This window comes from Ruegeria sp. F5, assembly GCF_056533845.1.
Genome location: NZ_JBQFOU010000037.1, coordinates 1 through 16,511, shown reverse-complemented (window position 1 = coordinate 16,511; position 16,511 = coordinate 1). Strand labels below are relative to the sequence as shown.

At 54.0% G+C, this 16,511-nt stretch carries 18 protein-coding genes; 10 read left to right on the top strand and 8 right to left on the bottom strand.

Annotated elements, in window-relative coordinates; all coding sequences use genetic code 11:
* Window positions 1-225 precede the first annotated feature (225 nt).
* Window positions 226-684: a hypothetical protein gene (locus ACR0K1_RS24855; protein ID WP_480852223.1), complete on the bottom strand. Its 459-nt coding sequence runs from the start codon at window positions 682-684 to the stop codon at window positions 226-228.
* 307 nt (window positions 685-991) lie between these two features.
* On the bottom strand, window positions 992-1,330 hold the full coding sequence (locus tag ACR0K1_RS24850) for a cupin domain-containing protein (protein WP_480852222.1): 339 nt from the start codon (window positions 1,328-1,330) through the stop codon (window positions 992-994).
* Between the two features lie 126 nt (window positions 1,331-1,456).
* Here ACR0K1_RS24850 and ACR0K1_RS24845 point away from each other — a divergent pair, with 126 nt between their 5' ends.
* From ACR0K1_RS24845 to ACR0K1_RS24825, 5 genes are all read left to right on the top strand, one after another.
* Window positions 1,457-2,383 (top strand): DMT family transporter, encoded by a 927-nt coding sequence (locus ACR0K1_RS24845; RefSeq protein ID WP_480617654.1) that lies wholly within the window; start codon window positions 1,457-1,459, stop codon window positions 2,381-2,383.
* Window positions 2,361-2,741 carry a hypothetical protein gene (locus ACR0K1_RS24840; protein ID WP_480617655.1) on the top strand — a complete coding sequence of 127 codons (381 nt, stop codon included), beginning with the start codon at window positions 2,361-2,363 and terminating at the stop codon, window positions 2,739-2,741. The genes ACR0K1_RS24845 and ACR0K1_RS24840 overlap by 23 nt, the downstream gene beginning before the upstream one ends.
* Window positions 2,725-5,226: a hypothetical protein gene (locus ACR0K1_RS24835; RefSeq protein WP_480852221.1), complete on the top strand. Its 2,502-nt coding sequence runs from the start codon at window positions 2,725-2,727 to the stop codon at window positions 5,224-5,226. The genes ACR0K1_RS24840 and ACR0K1_RS24835 overlap by 17 nt, the downstream gene beginning before the upstream one ends.
* Before the next feature lie 354 nt (window positions 5,227-5,580).
* Complete coding sequence (locus ACR0K1_RS24830; protein ID WP_480852220.1) at window positions 5,581-5,886, top strand: ArsR/SmtB family transcription factor; 306 nt, start codon at window positions 5,581-5,583, stop codon at window positions 5,884-5,886.
* A gap of 406 nt (window positions 5,887-6,292) precedes the next feature.
* Entirely contained in the window at window positions 6,293-7,624 is a 1,332-nt protein-coding gene (locus tag ACR0K1_RS24825; protein WP_480852219.1) for an MFS transporter, read from the top strand.
* A gap of 101 nt (window positions 7,625-7,725) precedes the next feature.
* Here the strand turns inward: ACR0K1_RS24825 and ACR0K1_RS24820 are convergent, their stop codons facing one another.
* Complete coding sequence (locus ACR0K1_RS24820; RefSeq protein ID WP_480852218.1) at window positions 7,726-8,595, bottom strand: LysR family transcriptional regulator; 870 nt, start codon at window positions 8,593-8,595, stop codon at window positions 7,726-7,728.
* 258 nt (window positions 8,596-8,853) lie between these two features.
* Here ACR0K1_RS24820 and ACR0K1_RS24815 point away from each other — a divergent pair, with 258 nt between their 5' ends.
* Together ACR0K1_RS24815 and ACR0K1_RS24810 are read left to right on the top strand one after the other, a co-directional pair.
* On the top strand, window positions 8,854-9,102 hold the full coding sequence (locus ACR0K1_RS24815; RefSeq protein ID WP_170332111.1) for an EF-hand domain-containing protein: 249 nt from the start codon (window positions 8,854-8,856) through the stop codon (window positions 9,100-9,102).
* Window positions 9,103-9,225: 123 nt separating this feature from the next.
* Window positions 9,226-9,486 (top strand): hypothetical protein, encoded by a 261-nt coding sequence (locus tag ACR0K1_RS24810; protein ID WP_480852217.1) that lies wholly within the window; start codon window positions 9,226-9,228, stop codon window positions 9,484-9,486.
* Window positions 9,487-9,533: 47 nt separating this feature from the next.
* Here the strand turns inward: ACR0K1_RS24810 and ACR0K1_RS24805 are convergent, their stop codons facing one another.
* Genes ACR0K1_RS24805 through ACR0K1_RS24790 form a run of 4 tightly spaced genes read right to left on the bottom strand, consistent with a single transcriptional unit; the run spans window position 9,534 to window position 12,260 of the window.
* Window positions 9,534-10,574, bottom strand: a complete 1,041-nt coding sequence (locus tag ACR0K1_RS24805; protein ID WP_480852224.1) for a succinylglutamate desuccinylase/aspartoacylase family protein — start codon at window positions 10,572-10,574, stop codon at window positions 9,534-9,536.
* Complete coding sequence (rimK, locus tag ACR0K1_RS24800; protein WP_480852216.1) at window positions 10,574-11,479, bottom strand: 30S ribosomal protein S6--L-glutamate ligase; 906 nt, start codon at window positions 11,477-11,479, stop codon at window positions 10,574-10,576. The genes ACR0K1_RS24805 and rimK overlap by 1 nt, the downstream gene beginning before the upstream one ends.
* Window positions 11,476-11,976 carry an ATP-dependent zinc protease family protein gene (locus ACR0K1_RS24795; RefSeq protein ID WP_480852215.1) on the bottom strand — a complete coding sequence of 167 codons (501 nt, stop codon included), beginning with the start codon at window positions 11,974-11,976 and terminating at the stop codon, window positions 11,476-11,478. The genes rimK and ACR0K1_RS24795 overlap by 4 nt, the downstream gene beginning before the upstream one ends.
* A 5-nt stretch (window positions 11,977-11,981) precedes the next feature.
* Entirely contained in the window at window positions 11,982-12,260 is a 279-nt protein-coding gene (locus ACR0K1_RS24790) for a hypothetical protein (protein ID WP_480852214.1), read from the bottom strand.
* A 96-nt stretch (window positions 12,261-12,356) separates the two neighbouring features.
* Here ACR0K1_RS24790 and ACR0K1_RS24785 point away from each other — a divergent pair, with 96 nt between their 5' ends.
* The 3 genes from ACR0K1_RS24785 to ACR0K1_RS24775 are packed head-to-tail and all read left to right on the top strand — an operon-like array spanning window position 12,357 to window position 14,739.
* Window positions 12,357-13,721: a magnesium transporter gene (locus ACR0K1_RS24785; protein WP_480852213.1), complete on the top strand. Its 1,365-nt coding sequence runs from the start codon at window positions 12,357-12,359 to the stop codon at window positions 13,719-13,721.
* A 58-nt stretch (window positions 13,722-13,779) separates the two neighbouring features.
* Window positions 13,780-14,229 (top strand): CBS domain-containing protein, encoded by a 450-nt coding sequence (locus ACR0K1_RS24780; RefSeq protein ID WP_480852212.1) that lies wholly within the window; start codon window positions 13,780-13,782, stop codon window positions 14,227-14,229.
* Window positions 14,230-14,250: 21 nt separating this feature from the next.
* Window positions 14,251-14,739 carry an NUDIX hydrolase gene (locus ACR0K1_RS24775; RefSeq protein ID WP_480852211.1) on the top strand — a complete coding sequence of 163 codons (489 nt, stop codon included), beginning with the start codon at window positions 14,251-14,253 and terminating at the stop codon, window positions 14,737-14,739.
* Between the two features lie 58 nt (window positions 14,740-14,797).
* Here the strand turns inward: ACR0K1_RS24775 and ACR0K1_RS24770 are convergent, their stop codons facing one another.
* The gene (locus ACR0K1_RS24770; RefSeq protein ID WP_480852210.1) at window positions 14,798-16,201 is read right to left on the bottom strand and encodes a mechanosensitive ion channel family protein; all 1,404 of its coding nucleotides are present in this window, start codon (window positions 16,199-16,201) and stop codon (window positions 14,798-14,800) included.
* Window positions 16,202-16,511 lie beyond the last annotated feature (310 nt).

Genomic DNA, 16,511 nt, shown 5'->3' with positions numbered 1-16,511 from the left:
CGACCCACACGGCATTAAGCTCGAGGTTGTCTGCCACAAAGATGGTGAAAGCAGTTGAGACATCAAACTATCACCAGTGCTCCAAATGCGGAGCTTTGACAAACTGTCGAAAAGCGCTGCGCTACGTCCTCCCAAACGTCTGGCGGTGTAGGTCCGGCGAGAGCCCAATGCGGGCTTTGCCAACCTTTCAAATCACCATCATCCCCGACCTTTTCAGTTCGAGTTTCAATCCTTATCGGGCAAGTCAACCTCGCCTTCCCAGTCAGAAATACGGTGCGGTAGCGCCAGGAATTTTGACGCCACACGTGTTTTGGTCGTCCCACTTCCAGCCATCCCCGAATATTTGCCGGTAGAGGAAACGATCCGCCAGTTGTTGACGCCGAAGGAAACAACCTCCCATCTCATGGTGAACGTGTCCTCTTCTTCACCATAAACACAGACGCCACCGCCGCTGACACCGCTGGGTCCGCCAAAACCCGAGCCCACGCACCGGACAAAACCAGGATCGATTGGTCCCTCGTCAACGGTATAAGTCCCATAGTTGTCCTCTTTCCAGAACACGTCCTTGCCCGCGGGAATTTGCTCTTGGTTGACGACATAGAAGTTCGTTCCCGACACTTTCTCTGCAGCAGCCAGGCAATGAGGTGCAATGAGAACTGCGGGGATTAGCATTGAACGTAACATGTTGTTTCCTTCGACAGTGGGGCAACGCCAGCATGATAGAGCCTACGAAATTTATTGCTAGGAAAGGAACTCGTAGCCAGACCTGCAGAGTCAGCTTTGTCCGCTGACTGTGAGTCCGTGCGTCCTGAGAATTTGCGCCTGCAGCGAATGCCCGGTTCTACGGGCCGCACCGCAGCGGCGACATGTGTCGGTGAACGGCAGTTCAGGGCCGTCCGCATCTGTGTGCGATGCACATGGCTCAAAACGCTGCGTTCGCTCCGACGACGCCTCCGAGCCCTTCAGTCAACACTTTGGGAAAGGGATGGACTCATTCAAGGATATCCATCGTAAACTTGGCAGACACATGGACGCTAATAATCTCAAAGGGCCCTGTTCCTGAGGTCAAAACCTTATGCGGGGTATTAGCTGGAATTACCAAAATATCGCCTTCGTTCACAATTGCCTCTTCGTCTCCAACAGTAACCCGGGCTTGCCCCTGACGCACCAGATAAACTTCATCATATGGGTGCTTGTGCAATGGCGGTCCTTTGCCGGCTTCTTTCAATTCATTGAAAAGAAACGAAATGCCTGTAGCAGCGTTTTGCCCTTCGAGTTTTCCGTTCCAGCCTTCGTCTGAGGCCCAATCCGTTCGCTGAACAATGTTCATCGTAAAAAACTACTCTCCTAAGAGATGTCCCTTACTTACAAATACAGCTTTACTTCCGATTTGTCTGCATAAGCGCCACATCAATTGACGCTTTGTTTGAAATGCCAGCCATGCTCTGATGCAATCATGAAGGTGAATAAACCTGCGCTGGCCTACGGGGCTTTGTTGCTTGCAATGCTGATCAGTGCCGGGAACTTTTTGTTCGGAAATTTGGCGGTCAATGAGGTTCATCCGGTTGTACTGACTTTTTGGCGTTGCTTGATTGCAGCAGTATTTGTATTGCCACTTGTTTTGAGGGGACGGGGCAACCCGTTCCAGCATTTCAAGGGCAGTTGGCTCCGTATCACAGTCCTTGCCTGCGTAGGAGTGGTGGCTACGCCCTGGTTTGTCTATTCAGCACTCCGATCCAATGACCTGATAGATCTTGGTGCCGGATACACCAGTGTACCTTTACTGACGATCTTGTTTTCTACGCTTCTGCTTAACGAACGACTACAACCAGTCCAATATCTGGGTGTCGCAATTGCACTCGTAGGAGCGCTAATTTTTGCATTTCGCGGTGATTTGGAAAATCTCGTAAATTTCAATCCGCATCTTGCCTTCCTGCTGATGATTGCCTCCAATGCCTGCCGTGGGCTTTACTTAGTGCTTCTCAAGAAATGGAATATGAAACCCAAGCCCGATGAAGGCTTGTTCGTGATTTTCGTCATTGGCATCGCGGTTTTGCTACCGATTGTTTTGTTTTTTGAAGCAGGTACACCTCGGCTATTCGCCTATTCTTGGCAGGTCTGGGGCTCAATCCTGTTCATTGGAGTTGGAATGGGTGCCATTTACCTTCACTTGCTAAATTTTGGCACAAGCGAAGTTGGCGCGTCGACGGCTTCCTTGTTTGCATATCTTGTGCCAATATTCGTTGCGATCGAAGCCGTGACTCTAAGGGGCATGCACCTTCAACTCTATCAAGGCGTTGGTGGTGTGCTGATTATCGGTGGAGTTCTGATTGCAACGCGGTTGCACCTTCGACCAAGCCATGCCGACCACCCGCCCCATTGATGCAGGTATTGCCAAAGACCAGGGGATCGGCATCGATTTGGGTGGCGCGTTTGGAATTGAAGTACCTCGCTCTACTGCGCAATCCACCACAGACGACAATCAGTCTGACAAACCAGTTTTCCATCGCTTAAACCTGTGCTTCACACCTCTACCCCAATCAACGACGCTCACGAAGCCGTCGACCGGCGTAAAGGGAGTACCGGACGAATTGGCAGGTGTTGGGGCTGACTACCCGGCATCACTGCGGCTTGGCGCAATTTTGGGATGGTGTATTATTGTAGCCACCCCGGTCTGTATTCTGCATCAGACTGGATGGGAAGCTATTTTGCAAAGTGTGATTAATGACTGTTACCAATGACCTCAAATGGCCAGAAGAGTACAGCGAACTTTTGCCTCTGGTAAGTTCTCGTTGGAAAATTTCGGGTGAGATTTATTTTCACCGACAGTTAAGCGCGGGCAAGTCAGGTGCTCTTGTATATATTGTTGATATTTCGAGTGATGTCTTTAACGGGCAGGCTATACTCAAGCTGGACAAGTGCCCGGATCCACAGTGGGACGAAAAAACCGAGGTCCAACTGCATCGTGAAGCATTCGAAGCGGCCCCGGAGTTCGCGTCGAAGCATCTTGCCCGCATTGTTGGATCGGTGGAGCACGGAGGCAAAATTGCTATTCTCTCAACGGTAGTTGCCAGAGGATTGGAGTATTCCCTTCCTTGGAACGCTTGCGGGTACGAACTGGCACTGGATGTGCTTCAAAGGCTTGCAAGAAGCCTGTTTGAAGACTGGAATGCGGATTACCAGATCGCGCAGGGAATGCACGCGCCACAGGATCTGCTTTCTAGTTGGCTCGGATACCGATTGGATCCGAAAGAGGGGCGTCTGCACGAATTTTTGTCCAAGTCATGCAATCAAGATCCCCTGGAACCCTGCTTTTCTTATGAGGGGCACTGGTACCCAAACCCGCTGGCATTCGCGCATAACCGTGATCGCCCAGGTCGATTGAATATTCGTGCTGCGGAAGGTCGTCTGCATGGCGACCTTCACGGCCAAAACGTTTTGGTGCGTTCGCACCAGCAAAGCGAACCAGACTATTACCTGATTGACCTCGCTATGTATCAGGACAAGCAGTTCCTGTTTTATGATCACGCGTATTTCGAGCTGGCGTACCTTTTGGCGCGGCGCGGAAATTGCCCACCTGCGCAGTGGGACGCCATTCTTGATGATCTAGGATTGTTTCATCCAAAACACCACACGATGGGGCTTTGGCAAGATGACGTTGGTATTGCCGAATTTGTCAGAACCCTGAGAACCGAGGCCATGAATTGGGTCGAACGGCACGAGAGCAATCGCCTGAGCTTTATGGAGAGTCAATACCTATTGGCCCGAGTGGCCGCTGGGCTGAACTTCGCGCAAAAGAGTATTGACCTTAGTTTGCGAAGCCACGCTTTTCTGTACGCAGCCCACAACCTCAAGGACTATTTCACGCTCAACAACGTCGACTGGCCCAAAAATGGACCAGTTTTTGGGTTTGACGCCTCCGAACACCCCAAGTCGGATGCTCCTGCCGATCCCGATGCCACTTCACCCAGGACAGAACCGCCACTGGAGAAAGATCGGTTGCGCCGCCGTATGATGACCCAACTTCCGGCTCCGCAGAAACCGGTGATCGCGGTGTTGCCTCTCGAAAATCTAAATTCGCAAAGTGGCGTTGACACATTCGTATCGGGTATCAACCAGGAACTCATTACCGAGTTGGCCAAAGTGGATTGGCTGGCGGTGGTCTCTCCGACTTCCACGAAATTCCTCGCACAATCGGCCCTCACAGGGGAGGAGGTCGCGCAGCGCGCCGGAGCGGACTACCTGGTTGAAGGCAGCGTACTTTATGACGACGAACGTGTTCGCATCAATGCGCATTTGGTGGACACGTCCACCGGGCATGATCTGTGGGCTGATCGGCTGGTCCGGAATATCGAGGATGTGTTTTCGTTACAGCAGGAAATCGCTTCGGCGGTCGTCGGACATATTGATTGGGAATTGAGATTTGACATGCGCGAACAAGCGCGGCTGAAACGAGGTGAGGTCAGTGTTTGGGATCGGGTGCAGAAAGCGCTTTGGCATCTGTACAAGTTCACGAGCGAAGATACCGAGACAGCAGGCAACATACTGTCCCGAACAATAGATTTAACACCAGACTACTCACTAGCGCATGCAGTTATGGTGAACACGCTTTTGCGGAAACTTCTCTTTCTTCAGGTGGAGGACCGAAAAGCAACCAAGGAGCGCGCCTTGCGCCATGCTGAACGCGCAGTGGCCCTAGATGATCAAAGCAGTTTCGCACACGCCAGTCTTGCGAGGATCTACTCGGTACTAAAGAAATACGACGCCGCAAATGCCGAGGCCGAGCTTTCGGTCAAGCTCAACCCGAGTTCGGCTAACGCGCAATTGGTACTGGGGATCGTGCGGCTTGCAAACGGTCAGCTCAAACTTGCTCTTCAGAGCATCGAGACAGCGATGCGATTTGGTACAGCCGGGCCGTATTACAAGGTTAAATTACTCGCCAAAGCTTTTTGTCTCTACATTCTGGAAGATGAGTTGGACCAGGCTGAAGCATGCGCAAGGGCAGCTATGGAAGGCAGGTCGGTTGAACCATTCGGCCACTATATTTTGGCGGCAATTCTGACACGAAGATCGGGTGAAGATGAGGCCCGGCGGATTATCGAACAAGGCAGTTCTATCCGCCCCTGGATGACAAAGGCCCGAATGAGATTGGCATTCGAAAATGTCGGGACGTCTGACCTCGACAAGTTTGTCGCAGATCTTGAACGGGTTGGCCTACCTGACTGATGTGTCACGAGAACCTGAGTTCGACGTAGTTGAAGACATCCGTCGCAATTTACCGGTCAGACACTTTGATCCGAATGGCAAGAAATGTGACAGACTATTGTGGAACATTGAACAGGGATCAAAGGAAGTCGTCGAAAAACAGCACTTGCATCGGCAAAGATCTATCGTGCGGTCTGACCAAGAAGATGGGCCAGGTGTTGACTCAGTTCAGACTGCCAACTGTCCAGACAATCCAGTCGAAGTACAGCTTGCTGCTAATTCTTCTTTAAAACGATGTCGATCACACACATCACGAAGTGCGGACAGGCGCCAGAGATTGTGATATCAGTATCTATCGTTCTTATGGGAGCGCACTTGAAACCCGATCTCAGCAAAAACGCTCTTGAGGCGACCGACTTCTTAAAGGCCATGGCGCATGACGGCCGTCTGCAGATCTTGTGCCTGCTTCTTGGCGGTGAGAAATCCGTAAGCGAAATCGAAACCACCTTCTCCATGCGGCAGGCAGCAGCGTCCCAGCAGCTTTCACGTCTGCGCCTCTTTGGTTTGGTTGGGGCAAGGCGCGACGGGAAAAGCACCTATTACAGGATTGCGGACGAACGAGTGTTGGCGATTGTGGAGGTTCTGTACGATCTCTATTGCAGCGAAGATGCGGAAAAGTGATCTGCATTCGATGCGGTCATCGCTGGGCTGGACCAAATCGGACTGACGAAAACGCAGAGCCCCTTGCTCCCGCGATCTCCTGGCCCATTCGTCGGCTGCAGATCGCACGAAATACGCGGTGTTGCTCATCCAATCGAGCTACTTGCCCTCATCGAGTGAGACAGTTTCAAGCGCTTGTTCCGTCGTGGGTTCCGCTACCTGAGTCGGGCCATTGAGGTTCGTATGGTCCGCCTAGCAAAGAAAGGACAAAATATCGTGGCCTTTCTTCCACAGGTCGGCGGCCACGGGAGCGAAAGACCCTAGCGCGAACTTACCAGCTTATGACGGGGTATTGTGGGTTTGTGTTATCTGCCCCTATACGAAGCGCGAATTAACTTTCCGTTCGAATGTCATTAGTCTGTGAAGCATGATCCGACAGTTATTTCCCATTTCAGCTTTGCTACTTGGATCAGGGCTTCTCCTGTTCGCGGGCGGTGTCCACGGCCTAATTTTGCCGGTACGGGGATCAATGGAGGGGTTTTCGGCCAGCGCATTGGGGCTTTTGGGGACGGGCTGGGCGATCGGGTATGTCGCGGGGTGCTTGATCGCGCCAAGACTTGTGGGAGCGGTTGGGCATATTCGTACGTTTGGCGTGATGTGCGCTCTGGCTGCGGTGACAATCCTGTTTCAGTCCATTGCCGTTGAAACTTGGGCGTGGATCCCGTCCCGCGCGGTGTCTGGGTTTTGCTTTGCCGGAGCGGCCATGATCGTTGAGTCATGGTTGAATGACAGAGTTGAACCCGCAACACGCGGGACCGTCTTTGGCGTTTACACAATGGTGAATCTGGGCGCGGTTACCGCTGGGCAGATGGTGATTTCACTGGGCGACGCGGCAGGGTTTCTGTTTTTTGCCATCGGCGCGATGGTCTATTGTCTTGCGTTAATCCCAACGGCGCTGTCGACCTCCGCTACGCCCGCGCCGCTGACATCGGTGCGGCTTGATCTTCCGGCCCTTTGGCGTAACTCGCCGGTAGCTGTTGCAGCAGTTTTTTTGGTTGGCATTTCAAACGCGGCATTCGGAACTCTGGCTGCGGTCTATGCAGATCGCGTTGGGTTGTCACTGACGGCGATTGCACTGTTTGCAAGCATTCCGGTGCTGGCTGGTGCCCTTGCGCAAGTGCCGATTGGATTTGTCAGCGACCGAATGGATCGACGTAAGGTTTTGCTGTTCACAGCGGCTGTTGCCCTGTCCGCCGACCTGACCTTTGTTCTTTTGGCTCCTGAGTCCCGCTTTGTGAACTTAATCCTGGCTGGTGCGTTTGGTGCAGCAATTTTTGCCATGTACCCGATCATCGTCGCGCATGCAAATGATCATGCTCCGCCTGGTACCTCTATCCAAGTTTCCGGGGGGCTGCTGATGGTGTATGGGTTAGGTTCCATTGCCGGCCCACTGATTGCTGGTGTGGCCATGGCCGGGATGGGCCCACAGGGTCTTTTCCTGACGACGGTCGTTGCGCATTGCCTAATGATTGCGTTCACCATTTGGCGAATCCTGTCCAAATCTGCCGTCCCGGAAAGTGAAAAAACGGCATTTCGTGTCAGCGCTCCTGCACGTGTGGTTACGCCAGAAACAGCTGCCCTAGCAGCTGGTGAAGAAGAGTCCACGCTGCTTTCTGAAGCCAACGAAGGCATTGTGACTGGAGAGGAGTTAAGTACCCGCACGGAAGTCAAATCAAATTCTGAGACACGAAAGACCTAAATCACTAGTGGAATTGCCACGGAAATTGAGTGGCTTCATGTGATCGGTTAATTCTAAGTCAAACGTCGGCGTTGTATGTCGAAAGACGACTCATATTTGATCTACCGACCTCGCGATGTAAGCCCAAGCGAACGCGCCGCGTCACGAAGCAGTAACGCGGCTTGGCCTGGCAACTCGTCTGCCTCGCTTTCATCGAAGACCGCATATGCGGCATAAGCAAAACGGGGTGCATCCTCGATCAACTTAAGCCATCCGTCCCGAAGCTCGGTTTCGATCACGCGTCTGGGGAAATAGCCAGCTGCAGGGACAGATTTCAGAAACTGAAGGCCCAAGGTTCCGATGCCCAGCTGGAGGCGCGGTGCGTCAAGCTCCGGAAAGTTCAGCAAATGGTCGGCTCGGAACTCCGGACCCCAGTCTATCAGAATGTAAGCGTCACCCAGAGCGTCGGGTTCCGCGTCCGGGCCGCTAGAGACAAGAACAAACTCATCCTCAAAGAGTTGAAATGCGGACATGCCCGAAGCGTTCCGCGGTCGGTACATGACGGCAAGGTCGAGGCTGCCCTCCTCGATCTCGCGAGCCATCGTTTCGGAGGAGGCCGCCGAGGCTCTGATGGCGACGTCTGGCAGCGCTTCCATCAACTCAGGTAAGGCGTTAATGAGATACCCGTCCCAGAGGCTTGGCGCCGCGCCGATTTCCAACGCTGCGGCCATGGAGGCGGGGAGACCAGCGTCCAGCTTTGCCTGTGTCCAGGTGCGCACCAGCACCTGGGCATGTTTGAGGAAATGCCGCCCTGCAGGTGTCAGAGTCGCGCCGGACTTTCCACGTTCGAATACAGACTGGCCAAGTTGCTGTTCAAGTGTTCGAATCCGCATGCTCACTGTTGATTGCGTGACATGGACTTTGTTTGCAGCGTCGAAGAAGGTGCCGGTTTCAACCACCGCGAGGAAAGTTCGAGCAAGCTCAATGTCCATATGCCACCTATTCGAATATTCGATATTATTCGCGAGAAAAATTCGTTATTCAACAAGATACATTTGTGCCATATTCCCCACGTAGCGCGAAAGTGCCCCCATCAGATCGGAACGCTAATCAACAGTTCTCATTTTGTAGTGGAGATCCCGAGCTGAGGAACCGTTGCAATCTGAATTCTGTGGATTTGCCACCAACACCGGAGCGCTACGCCAACCCCACAATGGGCAAGATGCCCATTTTCTCATGGAGAAAACAAAATGAGTCGAGTTTCTATTGTTGCTCTTCTCTCTTCGCTGTTTGCTGTTCCGGCATTCGCCATGCCCGCTGATCTTGACATGGACGGTGATGGCCTGGCGTCGCTGGCAGAGCTTCAGACCAAGTATCCTGAAGTCTCGGATGATCTCTTCCTGGAGATCGACGCAAATGCCGACGGTTTCATCAATGACGACGAATTGGTTGCCGCCGTTGACGCAGAACTTCTCCCTGGCCCCACAGGGGATCAGTAAGCAAAGGTTGTCACGGTTATGAGGAAGCCAATCCCGCCCCACAGATGGCTGCTTGCCGCGATGGGTATTTGGTTGGTTTTGTCCCCCTTTGTCCTGTTTCGTGAGGAAACACTGTTGCAGGGCATGGCTGAACTTGAAGCACTCGCCTTCATGGCAATTGGCATTGGTGTTCTGGTCATGTCCGGCGCTGACGGCCGGAGCCACCTTCTCGCACGGGTGGCTCCGGTATCGGCACTGGGGGCTTCGTTAATCGTCGCACCGACAGCGCTGAACTTCACCGGCCACATTGTGGCAACGGCCAATGCATGGCTAACGGGATCGGCGCTGATCGCGCTCGCCGTATGGGAGGTAATGGCGAGCCGCGGATTGCGAGCGGTCTCGTAAACTGGCGCGGGGCGGGCAACTGCCCCGCGTTTTCACATTCAGACTATCTAAATGATCTCGTCTTCATCGAACATTGGATCTCCGTCGAGCTGATTGGCGATCATGTCGACCCGCATTTCAACATCCGCGCTCGTCGTTTTGGCGATATGAAACAAGGCGTCGCCCTCGTGTACAAATGGCAAATTTGTACGGCCTACGATGATGCCGTCTGTTTCTCCAAGCACATCCACCCTGATTTCACCAAACGGGTCCGAAATCCGGCCAAGCAAGTCACCGACTTCGACATATTCGCCCGCTGCTTTGAATGTTCTTAGTAATCCACCGGCCGGAGCGCGTACCCAGGAACTCGTTCTTGCGTGAACGGGTGCTTCACGCACAGCGGCGATCCCGCGCTTGGCAACCATGCCCATCGCGTTCATGACCCGAAGAATACCTGCGAGACCCGCCCGCGCCGAAAGCTCGTCAAAACGCAGCCCTTCGCCGCCTTCAAAAAGCAACACATCGACGCCACGATCCTGCGCCGCCTTTCGCAAGGACCCGTCGCGCAACTTGGAAACCATGACGACCGGTGCACCGAATGCATCGGCATATCTGATCGTCGCATCCGAGGCCGGGGAAACTCGAATTTGAGGCAGGTTGGTGCGGTGAATAGCGGCAGAATGAAGATCGATACCGAGATCGGAACGCTCAACAATTTCGGTCATGAAGATATGTGCGAGGCGGCCCGCCAATGATCCGCCCTCGCTACCAGGAAAAGACCGGTTCAGGTCACGCCTGTCCGGAAGGTATCTCGATTGGGTCATGAAGCCGAACGCGTTCACTATTGGCACCACGAGCAACGTGCCCGCGATCTTGTCGAGTTGAGGTGCCCGTAGCAATCGCCGCGCGATTTCGACGCCAATCACCTCATCGCCATGAATTGCCGCGCTAACAAACAGGACTGGCCCCGGGCGGCGGCCGTGAACCACATGCACTGACATGCTGACCGGCGTATGATCGGACATCACGCTCACCGGCAGATCCAGCGTAGCCCGCGTGCCTGCTGGGACGGTGAAACCGCCGATTTCAAATGGCTCGCGCATGGGTATTATCCGCGCCCTTTAGTCTTGGTGTTTCCCTTGGCGGCGTTCTTTTCCAGAAACTCGATGATCTTGCCTGCAACATCAATACCAGTTGCCTTTTCCACCCCTTCAAGTCCGGGTGAGGAGTTCACCTCCATGACAACTGCCCCATGATTGGCGCGCAGCATATCTACGCCGCAGACATTCAGCCCCATCGTCTTGGCTGCGCGCACGGCGGTAGAGCGTTCCTCGGGTGCGATCTTGATAGGTTGGGCACTTCCACCCCGATGCAGGTTGGATCGAAACTCGCCTTCGGCTCCTTTGCGCTGCATGGCTGCAATCACGCGCCCACCCACCACGAGCGCACGAATATCCGCACCGCCCGCTTCCTTGATGAATTCCTGCACCATGATGTTAACTTTCGCGCCGCGAAAGGCCTCGACCACAGATTTTGCCGACCGGTTTGAATCGGCAAGAACCACCCCGATGCCCTGTGTTCCCTCCAGCAGCTTGACCACCAGCGGAGCGTCGCCCGCGAGTTTGAGAACTTCGCCGGTTTGCTTCGGATCATGAGCGAAGGTGGTGACCGGCAGGCCAATGCCGTCCCGCGCCATGAGTTGCATGGAACGCAGCTTGTCGCGCGATCTGCCAATCGCGACTGACTCGTTGAGCGGAAAGACCCCCATGATTTCGAACTGTCGCAGCACGGCCAATCCATAGAAAGTGACCGACGCTCCGATCCGGGGGATCACCGCGTCATACCGCCCGAGCTTTTTGCCATCATAGTAGACTTCGGGTCGGCGTGAAGCGATGTTCATATAGCAGCGCAACGTGTTCACGATATCAAGCTCGTGACCGCGCTGCTCGGCGGCTTCTTTCAGACGCCGGTGGGAGTAAAGCTCTGGATTTCGAGCCAGCATGACAAATTTCATTGACGTTGTCCCTCCGGGTCCTTGCGTCTGGCTTTCTTTTTGATCCCTGTTGGAGCTTTTCCGCAACCCAGCAGATAGGAGTGACCCGGATCGACCAGAATCCCCCGCCTGCGAATGGCGGTGCGGCCGAGGATCAGATCAAATTCCATCTTCGCACGGTTGGCCAAAGAAACGTCGATTTGCCAACGATGCCGTCCAAGCAAAAGCTGCGTTCTAACGATCAGTCGACGTTCTGGGACACCCCCTGTGTTCTTGATCTCGCGTTCGTCGACAACTCTGGTTCGAACCCGGTTTGGTGAACGGCGGTTTTGGACTGGTATCATGAACTCGACCCATCGCTCGCCGTCAATTTCAAACAGCGTCTGGTCCACAGCGTGTAGTGCTGCGGTTCTTGCACCGGTGTCTATCTTGGCCGGGATATTCTCTATTCCGAAGTCGGGCAGGCTGATGCGTTCACGCCAACCTATGATTTCTGGGTGTGAGACACGCTTCACCATAGCATCTACTCTATGCAGTCATCATTGGCACGTCTGTAGTTCACAAACGAATTGGCGCTCATCACGACATAAAACGTGTCCATGTCGATTAACACGTACCCAAGTTCAAAAAGTGCAACCGACAGTGCGCGGACGTCCTCTTCATACAAACGCTTGCGCCCGGCGATGCGGCGTACCAGCTTGTCGGGAATGCGGTACCGGCCGCTTGCCTTGCCGCCGAACTCGCGGTCATACAGCGCCGCCAAATGCCCGGCCGTCGAAGATATCCAATGTGTTGCGTGCATGATTATTGCCTATACTGGTGAAAAATTATTGTCTATAGCCAAAAAAAATCTGCTATACCGCCTGTATTGGCCATAAACTCCAACTTTGAATCAATCATGAGCGACACAGACACTTTGCCTCGGGGAATGGAAGCGCAGCTGCAGCAGGCCTTGTTAGAGCGTGATGGGTCTGCGCTTGCAAACCTGATTGAACCATTGCCCCTGAGCGAAGCGCTGCGCGAATTGCTGAATCTGCCAATCGAACAGCGAAGCATCGCGCTGTCGTTGCTACCACCGGAAATTGCCGCCGACCTCGTTGAAGAAGCGCCGAATGCACTTGCGGTCGATCTGGTCGAACACATGGTGACGGAGCAGGCCGCAGAGGTCATCGAAGAGCTGGATTCAGATGTTCAGGCCGATGTCATCGGTGAGCTTGAAGACGCAGACGCCGAGGCGATCCTCGCTCAGATGGACCCGGAAGGTGCTGCGGACGTTCGCCGATTGGTGGAGTATGAGGACGACGTGGCGGGTGGCCTCATGGTTGCCGAAGCCTTCACCTTTTCCGAAACCGACACGGTGGGAAAAGTGCTCAGGCGGTTTGCCGACGAGGAATTCGATCTCGAACGCTACCGGGGCCAGCACCCATATGTTCTGGATGCAAATGGCGCTCCGATCGGTGTGGTCTCGCTGCGCGGTCTTTTGTCCACCCGACGTAGCGCCCGACTCACCGACATTATGGTGCCTCCAATCACCGTCCCGGCGACCCTGCGGCTGGAGGATTTGGAGGACCTCTTCGATGTACATCCGTTCCTGGGGTTGCCCGTTATCGAAGCGGACGGGCACCTGGTTGGCGTTATCTCTCGCTCCGCGGTGGATGAAGCCCTGCTGGAACGTGCAGAATCGGCCAGCCTGAAACGTCAGGGTGTCTTCGGCGATGAACTTCGGTCGATGCCGCTGCCACTTCGGGCGCGGCGACGACTTCAATGGCTTTCGGCCAATATAGTCCTCAACGTCATAGCAGCCAGTGTCATAGCCGCTTATGAAGAAACGCTTGCCGCGGTAATCGCGCTGGCTGTGTTCCTGCCGATGGTGTCGGACATGAGCGGCTGTTCGGGCAATCAGGCCGTCGCCGTCAGCATGCGCGAGTTGTCCCTCGGTCTTGTCCGACCGATTGATGCCATGCGGGTCTGGATCAAAGAAGTGTCAGTCGGGGTGATCAACGGGTTTGTTCTGGGGCTTCTAATTGGCGTCGTCGCCTGGCTCTGGAAAGGCAACCCGTTTCTGGGGCTGGTGATTGGTGGTGCGCTTGGGCTCAACACAATCATAGCTGTGTCAATCGGCGGTGTCCTGCCTTTGCTGTTGAAGCGCATCGGTCAGGACCCAGCGGTCGCCAGCGGCCCTTTGCTGACGACTATTACCGACATGGCGGGGTTCTTCCTCGTGTTGAGCCTTGCAACCGCAATGATGCCACTTCTGGTTTGACGTTTTCCCGCACCCGAACCATCAGTTCGGTCGGGTGCCTTCTCACGAGGAATAAAGAATGACGATCTCAAGCATTGTCGAAACACAGAATCTGAAAAGACGCCCGTTCTGCGACGCTGACACAACCGTGTTCGAAGCAGCGGTGACAATTGCACTTTTGGAGGTGAATGCGCTTGCGGTCCTCAAGGATGAGAAGTTGGTCGGGATCATCACGGACCACGACGTTCTGCTGTGCCTCGCGGATTCAGGGTCCTCCTTTTACGAGCAAACTGTGGATGACTGGATGACAGAGAAACCAATCACATGCGCAACTGGCTCGAAGCTTTCAACTGCTCTCAATCTGATGGCGAAACACGACTTCCGAAACTTGGTCGTCACCCAACGCGGCGAGCCATATTCCGTAGTGAGCAGCAAAGAGATACTGGCACGGATTCATGAGGAAGACGAATTGGAACTGAAAGTGTTGCGCGACAAAGCGCGCAATACACAAGGTCGAACTGTCGTTTGAGGCGTAAAGGCAATTGCGAAAATGAACAAAGCCAGAACGGCCGCCCAAACGAACGGTAAGCAATTTGCGCAGGCTGCGGCGCTTCCCTTTCGGCTGTCTAAACACTCAAAGCCCAAAGTTCTTTTGGTGACATCTAGAGACACTGGACGCTGGGTTCCACCTAAGGGCTGGTTGATCAAAAGAAAAAAGCCCTGGTCAACGGCGAAAATCGAGGCGCGGGAAGAAGCTGGTGCCATCGGTGTTATCTCCAAGACGCCGCTTGGAACCTATGGTTATCAGAAGCTTCTGGACGACGGAACAACCGTCGATTGTCTCGTCACGCTCTACCCTATGTTTGTTCGAAAACTCCACAAACACTGGGACGAGAAACACGAACGCAGACGACGCTGGTTTTCCCCAAAACGTGCAGCTCGGCGAGTTGATGAACCTGAGCTCAGTCAACTGATCCTGACGCTTTACAAACCAGACGATTGGATGTGCCCACCGCTAAAAAAACAAGCGCGCAGTTAGAAGTTTTCCGGCCCGTGAAGCTGTGCGGTTCCGGCAAGTTGTCGTTTTTCGCTCCGTTTCAATCAGCAACCTTGTCACTGATCTGAGTGTTTTCCGTTGCCGTCGGATTTGTATCAAATGCAGGCGTACCAATAGCCACATCCGTGCGCATTCGAAGATCGCGTTGGGGATAGGGAACTTCGATACCGTTGGATTTAAATTTGCTCCATACCCGCAGCATGACCTCGCTTTCCACATTGGCGACGCCACTTTCGGGATCGTCGATCCAGATCCGAAGTTCCAGATCGATGGAACTTTCACCAAAACCTCTCATGAGGCAAACGGGAGGTGGGTTGGTCAAAACGCGGTGCACTTCTTTGCCCGCTTCAACACACAAACTACGGGCCAGTTCCAAATCCGCTTCGTAAGAAACACCAACAGGAATACGTCGACGCAATGGTTTGTCCGTGTGTGACCAGTTTGTGAGTGGGCTGGCTATCAGAACTTGGTTGGGAATGAGCGTCTCTATGCCATCGCGCGTTCGGACGGATACGTACCGGGTCGTCATTTTCTGGACTTGCCCATAGGTCGGGCTGCCGGAGATTTCCACCTCGATCACATCACCGGGTTTCACGGACTCATCGGCCAGCAGGGTGTAACTCGCTAAAAGGTTCTCGAACGTGCTACGCAGGCCAAGGCCAACACCAATACCCACTGCGCCTGAAAAAATCGCAAATGCGGTAAGATCTATTCCGATCGCGTGAAGGGCGATGACGACCGCCAGTACCAGCAACACCATTCTCAAAAGTCGAGTGACGAGCAACCGCAGCGCCGAGCTCATCCCATCGACCGTCTGGAGGCGACGCTCAATTGCAAATGTGAGCGCGTTGGCACACCAGATTAAAATGGCGATGAGCAGTATGCCTTTGAAGATGGCCCAGCCAGTTACAGTCACCGGACCGAGCGAAAAGCCGGTGTCACGTAACCATTCGATGACAATGTCGAGTAGCCCAACAGCATTCAGGGCGGCTGCAGTCCAGGCCAGCCATGAAAAAACCTGACTCCAATATGCCGAGGGTATGAATATCGATACCGTCCGGATTACAACAAAGGCCAATAGGAGACTGATCACCAGCCGCAGGAACTGAATTGGGAGGCCCAGCCCTTCAAATGTCACTCTGGCTAAGGCAAGCAACAGGACCCAGACCACCGGCAACGAGATAGCTGCTACAGTGCGCACAAGGCGCTGGACAGCAGGTCCAAGTGTCCGTTGTTTGCCAAGTTCCTGCAGAATCTTTTCGAACCTGCGGCGCAGTAGCAGTGCCAGGAAAAACGAAGCCGCAATAACACCCAACTGATAGAGAGATTCCAATGTCAGAATGTTGTCGCGTAACCAATTGTAAACATTGATCAAGTGATCGGTGACGGTCGTCGCTAGTTTTTCGACTTCCTGTTCGACAATTGTCTGCTCGTCTTGCTCCAATTGGGCTCTCCTGCAAGAGGTGTCATTAAGCGCCGATCATAGCAATCAGGTCGCCTGAAAACAGCTTTCAGTTTGACGCTGTAATGTGTTGGAAACGTAAGGCTGAATTTGCCAGTGAGCAGCTTTCCGGAGATTTTGTCAGCGCATAGGAAGTGAGATTTCAGAACCAAGCATTTTGTAATAGGAGAATTCTTAACCGGAAGTCGTTTGCACCAAAACGAAACGGGGCCGCCCGAAGGCGACCCCGTCAATCTTTTGCTGCGGCCCCCTTTCGGCAGCCTGGCCACTCGGCCAAGCGCCTTTCGGGGTC